At 52.4% G+C, this 13,827-nt stretch carries 10 protein-coding genes, 2 pseudogenes and 1 other annotated feature; of the genes and pseudogenes, 9 read left to right on the plus strand and 3 right to left on the minus strand.

Features of this window, described 5'->3' with window-relative positions; translation table 11 throughout:
• Positions 1–579 precede the first annotated feature (579 nt).
• The 3 genes and pseudogenes from raiA to L975_RS18510 all read left to right on the plus strand — a co-directional run.
• Complete coding sequence (gene raiA, locus L975_RS00765; RefSeq protein ID WP_010864326.1) at positions 580–963, plus strand: ribosome-associated translation inhibitor RaiA; 384 nt, start codon at positions 580–582, stop codon at positions 961–963.
• A 237-nt stretch (positions 964–1,200) separates the two neighbouring features.
• Positions 1,201–1,335 (plus strand) — a sequence feature (Phe leader region).
• A 30-nt stretch (positions 1,336–1,365) separates the two neighbouring features.
• Positions 1,366–2,505, plus strand: a pseudogene (pheA, locus tag L975_RS18505) (prephenate dehydratase); the annotation flags it as partial.
• Positions 2,506–2,679: 174 nt separating this feature from the next.
• Positions 2,680–3,399: pseudogene (locus L975_RS18510) on the plus strand (hypothetical protein); the annotation flags it as partial.
• A gap of 131 nt (positions 3,400–3,530) precedes the next feature.
• Here L975_RS18510 and tyrA read toward each other — a convergent pair.
• Together tyrA and L975_RS00780 are read right to left on the minus strand one after the other, a co-directional pair.
• A complete protein-coding gene (gene tyrA, locus L975_RS00775) occupies positions 3,531–4,661 on the minus strand; it encodes a bifunctional chorismate mutase/prephenate dehydrogenase (protein WP_047706664.1) in 1,131 nt (376 codons plus the stop codon).
• 21 nt (positions 4,662–4,682) lie between these two features.
• Positions 4,683–5,759, minus strand: coding sequence for a 3-deoxy-7-phosphoheptulonate synthase (locus L975_RS00780; RefSeq protein WP_039045505.1), 1,077 nt, complete (start codon positions 5,757–5,759; stop codon positions 4,683–4,685).
• 248 nt (positions 5,760–6,007) lie between these two features.
• Here L975_RS00780 and L975_RS00785 point away from each other — a divergent pair, with 248 nt between their 5' ends.
• From L975_RS00785 to L975_RS00810, 6 genes are all read left to right on the plus strand, one after another.
• The gene (locus L975_RS00785) at positions 6,008–7,720 is read left to right on the plus strand and encodes a sensor histidine kinase (RefSeq protein ID WP_047706666.1); all 1,713 of its coding nucleotides are present in this window, start codon (positions 6,008–6,010) and stop codon (positions 7,718–7,720) included.
• Positions 7,708–8,424, plus strand: a complete 717-nt coding sequence (gene btsR, locus L975_RS00790; RefSeq protein ID WP_010864331.1) for a two-component system response regulator BtsR — start codon at positions 7,708–7,710, stop codon at positions 8,422–8,424. The genes L975_RS00785 and btsR overlap by 13 nt, the downstream gene beginning before the upstream one ends.
• 346 nt (positions 8,425–8,770) lie before the next feature.
• The gene (locus tag L975_RS00795) at positions 8,771–10,201 is read left to right on the plus strand and encodes a carbon starvation protein A (RefSeq protein WP_010864332.1); all 1,431 of its coding nucleotides are present in this window, start codon (positions 8,771–8,773) and stop codon (positions 10,199–10,201) included.
• A gap of 568 nt (positions 10,202–10,769) precedes the next feature.
• The gene (locus L975_RS00800) at positions 10,770–12,116 is read left to right on the plus strand and encodes an anaerobic C4-dicarboxylate transporter (RefSeq protein ID WP_010864333.1); all 1,347 of its coding nucleotides are present in this window, start codon (positions 10,770–10,772) and stop codon (positions 12,114–12,116) included.
• Between the two features lie 91 nt (positions 12,117–12,207).
• Positions 12,208–12,597 (plus strand): DUF2799 domain-containing protein, encoded by a 390-nt coding sequence (locus tag L975_RS00805; RefSeq protein ID WP_010864334.1) that lies wholly within the window; start codon positions 12,208–12,210, stop codon positions 12,595–12,597.
• Between the two features lie 74 nt (positions 12,598–12,671).
• Positions 12,672–13,121, plus strand: coding sequence for an N-acetyltransferase (locus L975_RS00810; RefSeq protein WP_039045500.1), 450 nt, complete (start codon positions 12,672–12,674; stop codon positions 13,119–13,121).
• 148 nt (positions 13,122–13,269) lie between these two features.
• Here the strand turns inward: L975_RS00810 and L975_RS00815 are convergent, their stop codons facing one another.
• Positions 13,270–13,644 (minus strand): hypothetical protein, encoded by a 375-nt coding sequence (locus L975_RS00815; protein WP_139800043.1) that lies wholly within the window; start codon positions 13,642–13,644, stop codon positions 13,270–13,272.
• Between the last annotated feature and the right edge of the window lie 183 nt (positions 13,645–13,827).

Here is a 13,827-nt window from a genome sequence, read left to right on the forward strand (position 1 = left end):
CCACGCTCGAACGTCAGTGTAGTGTAGGTCTCAGTACCGAATTAGCCCCGCACTGACAACGGCGCATTGAAATAAACAATACGAACGCGTCCCTCGGGGCGCGTTTTTTTATTGTCTTTTTATCCCAAATACGTTTTCTGATCGTTTTTTTATCGTCACCGCGGCGTTTTGCTCGCGCCAACACCAGCAAATATAGGCAGTTAGAGTCTACCAGCAACAGTTCGAGACAACTTTTGCCGCTCAACGGTCAGCTAAGAGTGATGTAAAAGGGAACAGAACCAGCAAAACAACAGAAGGGAATCTTGGTAGGGAATGGCCACTTGTTTAACATTTACTCAAGACGCTGTTTTTAAAACGAAAAAAGACAAAAGCCATCCCGTTTCTTGCGCTTTAACTCTCTCATCCTGCCCCAGTACTCTCGGAACAGCAAGCCCACCGTATCAATTTTACTTAACCAACTCACACTTTGTTTAACAGAATGTTCATTAGCAAAATAATGTGATCCAAATCACACTTTATTTATCCATCTTAAGTATTCTGAAGTTAAGCCCAATGGCGGGATAGACAAGAGGTAAGCCTATGAAAGTTAACATTACTAGCAAACAAATGGACATCACTCCGGCTATCCGCGAACATGTCGAAGACCGTCTGACCAAACTGGAAAAATGGCAAACTCCGCTGATTAAACCACACGTGATCTTGGGGAAAACGCCAAAAGGTGAATTTGTCGCCGAAGCTAATATCGGCATTGCCAATGGTCAGCTGGTTGCCAGCGCCGAACACCATGATATGTATGCAGCCATTAATGAGATGCTGCTGAAACTGGAACGTCAGCTGAACAAGCTGCAACACAAAGGCGAATCGCGCCGTTCAATGCAGAGCGTGAAAGAAGCAAACCGTCTGCAGGAAGAAGAACTGGCTGAAAAAATTGCTGAAGAGGACGATGCTGAAACCACGTTATAACCGATAACATGACAAACGACATTGTCGATAAATGATTCAGTCATAGTGGTTATCTGGTCAAATTTCAGGAGAGCGCACCCGTAAGGGTGCGTTTTTCGTTATCTGGCTCGCAGCCTACCGCGTCCACTTTCCCGCCCGCGCTCGCGGCACCGATAAATCCGTTGACAAGCACACGCCCTTCTGGCTACTTTAAAACCAGTTCACACGTTCCATTGCCTGTTTCTTATCGCCAGTGAGATTTTTTATGCCTTTGTTTTTCATGGTTTTCTTTTTCAGCTTTTTTAGCCGCCCACACTAGGAGGCCGCTTCGTTACGCGCAAAAGAAAACCAAGACGAACAAAGCAGCCTCCCACCTCGGGGGGCTTTTTTTTACCCGTTTCACGCACAGCAAGGATGTACACCATGAGTCAGGACTTAACCCAAATCCGCCAGCACATCAGCCAGTTGGACCGCTCGCTGCTCAAACTGCTGGCCGAGCGCCGCCAACTAGCACTGGATGTGGCCCGCAGCAAAGAAAAGAGCCTGACTGCGCTGCGCGATACCGAACGCGAGCAGATTTTACTCAGCGCACTGATCCAGCAGGCCCATGAGCTACAGCTAGACCCGCATTATGTCACCCAGATTTACCACACCATCATTGAAGATTCGGTGTTAACCCAGCAAGCCTACCTGCAACAACAGCTCAATCCCGCGCAAACCCAACAGCATAAAATCGCCTTTCTCGGCATGCGCGGCTCCTACTCCCATCTGGCGGCGCGTAAATACGCCACGCGCCACACTGGCCGTTTGGTGGAGATCAGTTGCCGCACCTTTGATGAAATTCTCAAACAAGTTGAACAAGGCCAAGCCGATTACGGCGTGCTGCCGATTGAGAACACCAGCTCCGGCTCGATTAATGACGTGTACGATCTGCTGCAGCACACCCAGTTGTCGATTGTTGGTGAGCTGACCCACCCGATTGAGCATTGTTTATTGGTCGCGCAGGAAACCAGCGCCGATCAAATCCACACCGTCTATAGCCACCCGCAACCGCTGCAACAATGCAGTCAGTTCTTGGCAACGCTGGGTCAGGTGCAACTGGAGTTCTGTGAAAGCTCTTCGCACGCGATGCAAAAAGTGGCGCAATTGCAATCACCGCACGTGGCGGCAATCAGCAATGCCGAAGGCGGTGAGCTATACGGCCTGCACGCTCTGCAAGGCAATATCGCCAATCAGCAGGAAAACATCAGCCGCTTTATTGTGGTCGCCCGCGAGCCGGTGGAAGTGGCGGCACAAGTGAGCGCCAAGACCACCTTAATCATGTCCACCGCTCAGCATGCGGGCTCACTGGTAGAAGCACTGCTGATTTTGCGCGATCACGGCATCAACATGAGTAAGCTCGAATCACGCCCGATCAACGGTCGCCCGTGGGAAGAGATGTTTTATCTGGATGTGGAAGGCAATCTTAGCGAAGCGCGCATGCAATCGGCGCTGCGCCTGTTAAGCCGCCAGACCCGTTATGTCAAAGTGCTGGGCTGCTACCCATCGGAAACCGTGATCCCAACCGAGGTACCGCCAGAAGCGCATATTCCGCACTCGCGCGAAGCAATGCATCTGAGTGCGCAGCCTATCTTAGGGCATGGTATTGAGCGCGGCGTGCGCGCCACTGCCACCGAGGATACGCACGATCTTGACGCAGCGCCCTGCCGTAATGTCCGCATTGGCGCTGTCACTCTCGGTGGTCAACAGCCGTTTCGGGTATTTGCCGGCCCGACGCAGGGCGCAAGCCGTGAGGCGCTGCTGCAAAGCGCTGCCACCGTTAAACAATTTGGCGGCGCCCTGTTCAGCTTACCGTTGACCTTGGCCGAAGAGGCACAGGCAAACAGTGGCGCGCAACAAGCACTGACCGATTTGCTGCGCGATATTAGCCGTCGCTATCAGTTACCGTTGCTGCTGCCAGTGACCACCACCACGCACCTGACCACGCTGGCCGCCAAAGCTGATTTGTTGTACATCCCACCTCAGGCGATGCACAACACCGCGCTGCTACATGCTGCCGGTAAAACGCCATGTCCGGTGATGCTCAGTCGCGCGCCAGACATGGATAACGCCGCCTTGCTCGCGGCGGCCAATACCGTGCGCAGCCAAGGCAATCAGCAAGTGATTTTGTGTGAAACGGGGAGCCAGCGCACCACAGAAAGTGCACCGTGTTGGGATCTGGTCACCACCGCGCAGCTATGCCAACAGGCAGACATGCCGGTCGTAGTAGCACCGAGCGTATTTGCCAGCGATGCCTGCTTATTACCCGCCTTGGTACAAGCCGCGCGCAGTGCTGGCGCGCACGGCGTACTGCTGCCGCTGGCGTTGCCGGGAGATGCGTCAATCACCGCTGAAACCGACTCTACTGCCGCTCTGGATGCTCTGGCCTTCGGGGAGCTGATGCAAACGCTGCGCTAACATGCCATCAACGGCAATAAAAAAAGCGGCGCAGTGCGCCGTTTTTTTTATCTTGTGCTCTCGTGGTTATCGCATGATTAGCAAATGTGCGGAGTTCAACCGACTATTCTGGCTCACGGATTTTTGGACAATTAAGCACGATGCACCAACGAGTCATTGGCTTGGCGCAGCAAAACGCGGCTTTCGGCCTGAAACTGCTCGGCATACTCACCAAACCATTGAGCTACCTCGGCAAAACGCTGCATAAAGGCCGATTTGTCGTGGTGCTCCAGCAAGCTAATCGCCTCACCAAAGCGTTGATGGAAGCGTCGGATCATCGCCAGATTCTGCGGCTGAGCCAGAATAATGTCGGCATACAGCTGCGGATCTTGGGCAAACAGTCGCCCAACCATCGCCAATTCCAAACGGTAAATCGGCGATGACAGCGCCAACAGCTGCTCTAGGTCAGCATTTTCCTGCGCCAGATGCGAGCCATAGGCAAAAGTCGCAAAGTGGCGTAACGCCTGAATCAGCGTCATCGCTTGGTCATGCTGCGCCGCTGGCAAACGGTGTACCCGCGCACCCCAGATTTTGATCTGCTCCAGCAGCCAAGCATAAGCTTCTGGCTCGCGGCCATCACAGGCCACTACCACTTGCTTGGCCAGACTCGACACATCCGGCCCAAACATCGGGTGCAAACCCACCACCGGCCCACGGTGAATTTCCAACATCGCTTGCAGCGGTTGCTGTTTCACCGAGGTCAAATCCGCCAAGATGCAATCTTCCGGCAACTGACGCAGCCGACCAATCACCTCTTCGGTCAAACAGATAGGCACGCTCACCACCACCATGCCCGCATCTGCCAGCAAATGGTCGGAGTCAGCCCAATCCTCTTTTTCTAGCACCCGAACCTGATAGCCAGACAACGTAAATAACTGGCAGAACAGCTGACCCAGTTGCCCACGACCACCTATCACCACAATCGGTCGCAGCGCAGGATGCACGGTCTTAAAACCGCTGTCATTTTCACTGGAGTAAGACTCGCGCATCACGCGGCGCAGAATATCTTCAATCAGATCCGGCGGCACGCCCAGACGCTGCGCTTCCGCACGCCGCGCAGTCAGCATGCTGGCTTCGCGCTCCGGAACATAAATTGGCAGGCCGCAGCGACTTTTCACTTCGCCCACCTGTTTTACCAGCTCCAGACGCCGGGCTAACAAGCCCAGCATCTCCTGATCTACAGCATCGATTTGATCGCGCAGTTGTGCCAGTTCTGCCACCATGGTGTTTCCTCTTGTTGGGCTTTATGCCGCCGCCTGACGCGCATTCAGGTGCGGCGCTAACTCTTTGTGAATCCGGCACAATACTTGTTCCGTTTCCTCCCAGTTGATGCAGGCATCGGTAACCGACACGCCATAGCGCATCTGCTCACGCGGCTGCTCTGCCGACTGGTTTCCCTCATGCAGGTTACTTTCCAGCATCACCCCGATAATGGAGCGGTTACCGGCCTGAATTTGGCTGACCACCGCATCCAATACCTGACCTTGACGACGGAAATCTTTTTCGGAATTGCCGTGGCTACAGTCTACCATCAGCGCACCGGTCAGTCCTGCCTTTGCCATTTGAGCCTGACATTCCGCCACATCAGCCGCCGAATAGTTCGGGCGGTGGCCGCCGCGCAAGATCACATGACCATCAGGGTTGCCTTGGGTTTGCAACAGCGCCACCTGACCGGCCTGATTAATGCCCATGAAACGATGCGACATGGCGGCCGCTTTCATGGCATTAATCGCGGTGCTTAGGCTGCCATCGGTGCCGTTTTTAAACCCCACCGGCATGGATAAGCCCGAGGCCATCTCGCGGTGCGTTTGCGATTCAGTGGTGCGCGCGCCGATCGCCGACCAGCTAAACAGATCGCCGATGTATTGCGGACTGATCGGATCGAGCGCTTCGGTCGCCAGCGGGATCTCCATCTCCGCCAAATTGATCAGCAGGGAGCGAGCGATATGCAGACCGGCTTCCACATCAAAAGAGCCGTCCATATACGGGTCGTTAATAAGCCCTTTCCAACCAACTGTGGTGCGCGGCTTTTCAAAATAGACACGCATGACAATATACAACTGGTCACTCAGCTGGTTGGAAAGCGCTTTCAGACGACGAGCATAATCGATAGCCGCTTCAGGGTCGTGAATCGAGCATGGGCCGCACACCACCAGTAAGCGCGGATCGCGGCGGTGAATAATATCGGCAATGGTACGACGCGAGGCCGCAATCTGATTCAACGCACGTTCACTGATTGGCAATTTCGCCTTCAGTTCATCGGGGGTCACCATCACCTGTTCGGCGCTGATGTGAACATTATTTAACGCATCTTTGTGCATGACGGCTTCATCCTTTGGTTTAACGTTTTTGGGGTCACGGTCACTACGCTCTGACCATGTGGTTCAGTGGTTCTCAGTGACAACCTGTGGGTGTTTGCAACAGAGCAGCAGGAGGTTGTTCAATCCTGCGTCAGCTCACAATATCAACTGGCGTAAACTTTTCAAGCCATTTTCGTAAAGAAAACATTACCCGCTGTAAAGTAAATAATCCGGTAGAATAGACGACCGGATAATCGGCGGGATTGGGCATGGAAATTAATCATATCGAGTTGGTCTCATTGCTGTTGCAGCAGATGTGCGTTTATCTGGTGATCGCTTACCTATTAAGTCGCACCCCGCTGTTCACGCCACTGATGCAGGTTTCTGTCCGCCTGCCACACAAGATCATCTGTTATGTGATGTTTTCCGGCTTTTGTATTCTGGGCACCTATTTTGGTTTGCAAATTCAAGATGCGATTGCCAATACCCGCGCTATCGGCGCGGTACTCGGCGGCTTGCTTGGCGGGCCGGTGGTGGGATTAGCCGTTGGCCTGACGGGCGGTTTACATCGCTACAGCTTGGGCGGTTTTACCGATCTGGCCTGCGCCATCTCCACCACTTTAGAAGGATTACTGGGCGGACTGGCACATCGCTATCTGGTGCGCCGTGGCCACGGCGATTTGCTGTTTAACACCCTAGTGGTCTTCGCCATCACCTTGCTGGCCGAAATTGTGCAGATGGCGGTGATTTTGCTAGTGGCCAAACCCTATGCTGATGCCGAACGCTTGGTGCAACACATCGCACTGCCGATGGTGATTGCCAACTCCACCGGCGCGGCCATGTTTATGCGCATCATCCTCGATCGCAAAGCCATGTTTGAAAAATACTCCATCGCCTTTTCTGCCAAGGCGCTACGCATTGCTGAACGTACCGTGGGCGTGCTGCTGCAAGGGCTTAACCAACATACCAGCCAACAAATTGCCCAGACCATTTACGAAGAAATTGATGTGGGCGCGGTGGCGATTACCGACCGCGAAGTCCTGCTCGGCTTTATCGGCATTGGCGACGATCATCATCGCCCAGGCACCCCGATCACCTCACCACACACCATGCAGGCGATTGCCGACAATGTGGTGGTGTACGCTGACGGTAACGAGCATCCGTATCGCTGCTCGATTGCCGCCGACTGCCGCTTAGGCTCATCGTTGGTGATCCCGCTACGCGGTGAAGATGAACAGGTGATCGGCACCATCAAGCTGTATGAGCCGAAACGAAAGCTGTTCTCCTCCATCAACCGCACATTGGGGGAAGGGATCGCGCGTCTATTGTCGAATCAGTTACTGGCGGGACGGTTGCAGCAGCAAAAACAGATGCTGGCACAAACCGAAATCAAGTTGCTGCATGCACAAGTGAACCCGCATTTTCTGTTTAATGCGCTGAACACGATTGCCGCCGTGATCCGGCGCAACCCGCAGCAGGCGCGGGACTTGGTACAATATCTGTCGACGTTTTTCCGTAAAAATCTCAAACGTGTCAGTGGCGATGTCAGCCTGCATGACGAAATCGAGCATGTCACGGCCTACCTGCAAATTGAGCTGGCACGTTTTGCCGATCGCCTGCAGGTAGAAATGGATATTCCGAGCGCGTTGCATCACTGCCGCGTTCCGGCGTTTATCCTGCAGCCGATTGTGGAAAATGCCATCAAGCACGGTACCGCACACTCACTGGAAACCGGACATATTCGGATCAGCGCGCGCCAAACGGAGCATAGCCTGTTTTTGACGGTAGAGGACAATGCAGGGCTGTTTTGCGCCGATAAGCGCAGTGATGGCCTCGGCATGAGCTTGGTGGATAAGCGCATTAAAGCGCGCTATGGCGAGGCTTACGGCGTCAGCACCGACTGCGAGCCGGAGCGTCGCACCTGCGTCACTTTACATTTACCCCGCGCCGAAGAAACCGAGGAATGCGTATGCTCAGCGTAATGATTGTCGACGACGAGCCACTCGCGCGCGCCGAATTGCGCGAGCTGCTGGCAGAACAAGCTCAACTGCACATTGTGGCCGAATGCGCCAATGCGGTCGAGGCGATGAGCGCCATCAACCAACATCAGCCCGATATTGTGTTTCTGGATATCCAGATGCCGCGGATCAGCGGGCTGGAAATGGTCAGCATGCTGGATAAAAACCGCATGCCGCACATCGTGTTTGTCACCGCCTTCGATGACTACGCCTTGCAGGCCTTTGAAGAGCAAGCCTTCGATTACTTGCTCAAGCCGATTGATCCGGCGAGGCTACAAAAAACCTTGCAGCGCCTGTATCAGGCCAGCGCGCCGCAGCCGCTCGTCTTACCTGAGCCCACACCGCCTCTGCGCCAAATTCCCTGTCAGGGCCACCAGCGCATCTTCTTTTTACATCTGGAAGAGGTGGAGTTCGCACATACCGATCTGAGCGGAGTGCAAGTGGTGGCGCATCAACAAAGCGGCTATACCCCACTGTCACTCAAGGTATTGGAAGAAAAAACCCCACTGCTGCGCTGCCATCGCCAATATCTGGTCAATCCTGAGCAAATCTGCGAGCTGCAATTTACCGATGCGGCGCAGGTCGATATTGTGACCCGTAGTGGACATAAAGTGCCTGTCAGTCGCCGTTATTTACGCGCAGTGAAAGATTATCTGAATATTCCGTAACTGTTTCTCTGTGATAAAACTCACATTCGCGGCATGTTATTTTAATGCCGCTACGTTTTTTCTGATATTAGGTTCAATCTCAACATCAAATGCAAACAATATAAAAATGTGAACCATCTCATAATTATATTTATTCGCTCACCTTGATGTTTAAAACACTATTTCACAATCGCCCACCTCTTATCCCACGCCAAAACCACTTAACGAATATAATTACCGCTTAATCGCCAATATAACCTCTCAGCGTAAAAGCCGACCTATTCAACTCGATATTGCGTAGAGTATAGCTACCTCTTTGTACATTCCCCTTCAGTACATTCACCATAACAAAAAGAGTGAGTCAGGTATGATTTGGTTTCTGTTGTGCGTCGGCATTTTGATTGCCGGTTATTTTATTTACGGTGCCATAATCGAGAAGATCTTTAATCCTCGTCCAGAGCGTCAAACGCCTGCACTGGCGATGCAAGATGGTGTCGATTATGTCCCTATGTCCAATGCCAAAGTGTGGTTGGTTCAGCTGCTGAATATTGCCGGCGTCGGCCCTATCTTTGGCCCGATTCTAGGCGCGCTGTATGGTCCAGTCGCCATGTTGTGGATTGTGTTTGGCTGCATCTTCGCCGGAGCGGTGCATGATTACTTCTCTGGGATGCTGAGCGTACGCGCCAACGGCGCATCGGTACCAACGGTGGTGGGTAATCATCTGGGTACTGTTGCCAAGCACTTCATGAATGCGTTTTCCATCATCCTGCTGCTGCTGGTCGGCGTGGTGTTTGTACTGAGCCCTGCCAGCCTGCTTGGGGATTTGACCAGTTGGAGCGTGCCAATGTGGATTGCCATCATTTTTGGCTACTACATTCTGGCCACGGTCGTGCCGGTGGATAAGATCATTGGCCGCCTGTACCCTATTTTCGGCGCCCTGCTGCTGTTTATGTCGGCCGGTCTGCTGATTGGTTTGATGATCAGCGACAAGCCGTTCTACAGTGCGGGAATGGACGTGTTCACCAACATGCATCCAACCGAGCTGCCATTGTGGCCGCTGCTGTTCATCACTATCGCCTGTGGCGCTGTATCCGGCTTCCACGCTACCCAATCACCACTGATGGCGCGCTGCATGCAAAATGAAAAGCATGGCCGCTTTATTTTCTACGGTGCGATGATCGGTGAGGGTGTGATTGCCCTGATCTGGTGTACGCTGGGTCTGAGCTTCTACGAAAGCAGCGACGCCTTAAATGCCACGCTGGCCAGCGGTGGCCCGGCAAAAGTGGTACACGAAGTGTCTACCTCGCTGCTCGGGATGGTTGGTGGTGCACTGGCTGTGCTGGGTGTGGTGATCCTGCCGATTACCTCCGGTGATACCGCATTCCGCTCTGCACGTCTGATCATTGCTGACTTCCTGAAGATGCCACAAAAAGCCATCAGTAAGCGGATGCTGATTGCTCTGCCGATGTTCGTGCTGGGTTACATGATCACCAAAACCGATTTCGATGTGATTTGGCGTTACTTCGGTTGGGCAAACCAGACTACCGCAATGATGATGCTGTGGACCGCCGCCGCTTACTTGCTGCGTCACGGTAAATTCCACTGGGTCGCCACGGTTCCGGCCATGTTCATGACCGCCGTATGTTTTACCTATCTGGCCAATGCCAAGATCGGATTTAACCTGCCGATGGATATCTCGACCGTGATTGGTCTGGGCGCGACCGTGGCGGTAACGGTGCTGTTCTTCTTGAAGATCCGTCGCTGCGACAAAGCGATTGTGGCCGAGCAAAACAGCTAATCCGCTCTATCAGTAACATTACAGATAAAAAAATTGCCCCCACAACAGCCGCCATTGCGGCTGTTGTCATTTTAACGAAAGGATACGATGGCAATAGCAAGAAAACATAACACATTGACTATTATTTGCGCGCACCAACAATTATTCCACTCTTATTATCTACGCTTTATTAGCAATGTAATAACAGCCATATTACGACAAGTATTCACGATAACGTTTAGACTCTCTTTTATTATCGGCTCTTTCTATGAGTTTCTTACTATTAGCTAATAGCCCGATTTATTCCGCCCTATCATTAACGATTCTCAGCACACCTTATTTATCGTCATTTCACTCACCATCGGTAAAGCATGTCTATTTCCCTGACAAAAGACGCAATAGGTGTCACGAATGGGGATTTTATTTACTCAGATCAATAAAACGGCAGATTATTTAATGCGCATTCTAGTTCGGTGATCATTTCCTCAGATTTGTCCGATGAAATAGACGATGATATCCCCGTGCAGATATTTTCTTTTTGTGTACCTATTAATTCACTCTAGTTAATTACTCAACAGGGATTGGTTTTATGATTGCTTTGCAGTTTATAGTCGTACTGCTGTGCTTATTAGTTGGTACCCGCTTTGGCGGTATGGGACTGGGCTTAATCAGTGGTATTGGCCTGTTTATTTTATCTTTCGTCTTCGGCCTGATGCCGGGCGAGCCGCCAGTGAGCGTTATGCTGACCATTTTGGCGGTTATTGGCTGTGCTTCCGTACTGCAAACCGCCGGCGGCCTGAACGTCTTGATGCAATACGCCGAGCGCCTGCTGCGCCGTCATCCACAATACATCACCATTTTGGCTCCGCTCACCACTTGGACACTGACTTTCCTGTGCGGTACCGGCCACGTGGTGTACACCATGTTCCCTATCATCTCTGACATCGCGCTGAAAAAGAATATCCGTCCTGAGCGTCCAATGGCGGTAGCATCTGTCGCCTCACAGATGGCGATTTGTGCCTCTCCTGTGTCAGTAGCCGTGGTTTCTCTGCTCTCGATTCTGGCCGCCAAGCAAGGCATTGGTGAGCCTATCGGCATGCTGACCCTGCTGGCTATCTCCGTACCGGCCTCTTTGTGTGGTGTGATGGTCGCCGCACTGTGGAGCCTGCGCCGCGGTAAGGATCTGGATAAAGACCCTGAATTCCAAGCCAAACTGCAAGATCCCAAGCAGCGTGAATTTATCTATGGCAGCACCGAAACTCTGCTGAACCAAACATTCCCGAAAGAAGCTTACTGGGCGACCGGTATTTTCTTCGCCGCCATTGCCGTGGTGGTGTTACTGGGTGCGTTTGATGGCCTGCGTCCTGAGTTTGTGCTGGAAAACGGCAAAACCAAGATGCTGTCAATGAACTTGGCGATCCAGATGATGATGCTGATTGCCGGTGCCATCATGCTGATGGTGTGTAAAGTCAAACCGGGTGAAATTGCCAACGGCGCAGTCTTCAAAGCCGGTATGGTCGCGATTTTCTCTGTGTTCGGGGTTGCTTGGATGAGTGACACCTTCTTCCAAGCGCACATGGTGCAATTGAAAGACGTGCTGGCTGATGTCGTAGTCGCCCACCCGTGGACCTACGCACTGGTGCTGTTCCTCGTATCCAAACTGGTAAACAGCCAAGCCGCTGCGCTGACCGCCATCGCCCCTATGGGTCTGGCGCTGGGTGTGGACCCGAAAATGATCGTGGCCTTCTTCCCGGCCTGTTACGGTTACTTCGTGCTGCCAACCTACCCAAGTGATCTGGCTTGCATCGGCTTTGACCGCTCCGGTACCACCCGCATCGGGAAATTCATTATCAATCACAGCTTTATTATTCCGGGACTGATTGGCGTAATTACCGCCTGTACAGTAGGCTTCTTACTAGTAGAGACCTTTTTATAACCGAGTGTGGTTTAGCGTTACATAATGTTAAAAGCCGGTCTCCTGACCGGTTTTTTTTGCTATGTTGCCACAGCATATTGAGGAGCAAAGTATGCGACATCTGGTCTGGCTTGGCTTACTGATTCTTACGCTGACGGGTTGTACCAACCGCTATATGGCCGAACAATGCCGAGCGGGCAATGCCGAGCTCATCGGACAACGCGATGCCCTATCCGGTCGGGCTGCACGTACCGCGCAAGATCTTGAAACGCTGTGCCAAAGACACACCGCTCCAATCAGTTTCACTGAATACCAAAAAGGGTTTAATCAAGCACTCACCGGCATCTGCCGCAATGATGAACTGTTCCGCTGGGGCGCGCGTGGTCTTGCCTATCCGCAAGGATGTAACTCCTTGCCTGGCGCACAAGAGTATCAGCAAGCATGGCAGCGCGGCTGGGATTGGTGGGTTTCACAGATTGATTGGCAACCTTTTTGGGGCTAGCCCACTTCACTGTAAGCTTCACAATGAGCTTAACAACGGGCTTTACCACACGCTTTACCACGGAGCACAGCAACATGAAAATTTATCAGGCAGCCGTACAAGACGCCGCGAAAGTAGCGCCATTATATGTACAATATCGTGAATTCTATCAAGTCGACCCAATGCCTGAACAAGCTCTGGCATTCATGCAAGCCCGTCTGCAATTTAATCAATCCGTGATCTTTTATGCCGTCAATGATGCTGGCGAAGCGGTCGGCTTTGCCCAACTGTATCCTGCATTTTGCTCACTGCAGATGAAACCAGTGTGGTGGCTATACGACCTGTTCGTGACCCCATCCGCACGTCGTCAAGGGGTTGGCGAAGCCTTACTGGCTCGCTGCAAAGCGCTGGGTGAAGAAACTGACGCCGGTTATATCATGCTGCAAACCGCGCATGACAACACCCGCGCCCAAAGCCTGTATGAAAAAGAAGGCTATATCCGCGATAACGAGTTCTACAGCTATAACCTGTGGCTGCAACACTGATTATCAGCATCCACACCTTGCCTAGCGCTTCAGTACACAAGCTAAAACGCTAGGCAAGAACACCCCAGGCAACAAAAAAGGCTTTGGACCACAGAGCGCACATACCTCGCTTTGGTCACAAAGCCTTTTTTATCACCTCACGTGATGTTTAATACACTTGCTGCCGCTCACAGCCTTTCGGAATTTGGGCGCTGAAAGATTCCACCTTAGACAGGCGGTATACACCGTCATAATCCTCAGCAAACTCGCCCTGCGGCACATCTTCCGTCACTTGCAACACCACATAAATGGGCTGGTAAGGCTGATGCTTTTTCTTCATCACCTCCGCCGCCAACTGACGCAATGGCTGCAAACTGGCCTCATCCCCGTTTAACCAAAACACGCTCGGGTCATTGCATGGCTGGAAAGTTTCCACCCCTTCCCCCCACACATACATTCCCTGTACGGTGATCGGCTCTTCTGCCGCGTAGCTGCATGATGCGGACAACGCCAACGTCACCGCAGCCAGAATTCGTTTCATCATCTCCTGCACACCTCAATACTCACCCTGCGGGCTTGTCTATATTGATTGAGACAACAGAAATTGAAAAGGTTCAGCGCAAAAAATTTACGGGAAAGCCAATAAAGCGCCAGAAGACAGAAGACAGAAGACAGAAGACAGAAGACAGAAGACAGAAGACAGAAGACAGAAGACAGAAGACAGAAG

Source organism: Plesiomonas sp. ZOR0011 (assembly GCF_000800945.1).
Taxonomy (GTDB): Bacteria; Pseudomonadota; Gammaproteobacteria; order Enterobacterales; family CAMTGL01; genus Plesiomonas; species Plesiomonas shigelloides.

What these genes read in the sequence shown, in the direction of transcription:
- tyrA (WP_047706664.1), bottom strand. Translation starts at nt 4,661, where the DNA reads ATGGTGGCAGAACTGGCACAACTGCGCGATCAAATCGATGCTGTAGAT.
- L975_RS00785 (WP_047706666.1), top strand. Translation starts at nt 6,008, where the DNA reads ATGGAAATTAATCATATCGAGTTGGTCTCATTGCTGTTGCAGCAGATG.
- L975_RS00805 (WP_010864334.1), top strand. Translation starts at nt 12,208, where the DNA reads ATGCGACATCTGGTCTGGCTTGGCTTACTGATTCTTACGCTGACGGGT.
- raiA (WP_010864326.1), top strand. Translation starts at nt 580, where the DNA reads ATGAAAGTTAACATTACTAGCAAACAAATGGACATCACTCCGGCTATC.
- L975_RS00800 (WP_010864333.1), top strand. Translation starts at nt 10,770, where the DNA reads ATGATTGCTTTGCAGTTTATAGTCGTACTGCTGTGCTTATTAGTTGGT.
- L975_RS00810 (WP_039045500.1), top strand. Translation starts at nt 12,672, where the DNA reads ATGAAAATTTATCAGGCAGCCGTACAAGACGCCGCGAAAGTAGCGCCA.
- L975_RS00815 (WP_139800043.1), bottom strand. Translation starts at nt 13,644, where the DNA reads ATGATGAAACGAATTCTGGCTGCGGTGACGTTGGCGTTGTCCGCATCA.
- btsR (WP_010864331.1), top strand. Translation starts at nt 7,708, where the DNA reads ATGCTCAGCGTAATGATTGTCGACGACGAGCCACTCGCGCGCGCCGAA.
- L975_RS00795 (WP_010864332.1), top strand. Translation starts at nt 8,771, where the DNA reads ATGATTTGGTTTCTGTTGTGCGTCGGCATTTTGATTGCCGGTTATTTT.
- L975_RS00780 (WP_039045505.1), bottom strand. Translation starts at nt 5,759, where the DNA reads ATGCACAAAGATGCGTTAAATAATGTTCACATCAGCGCCGAACAGGTG.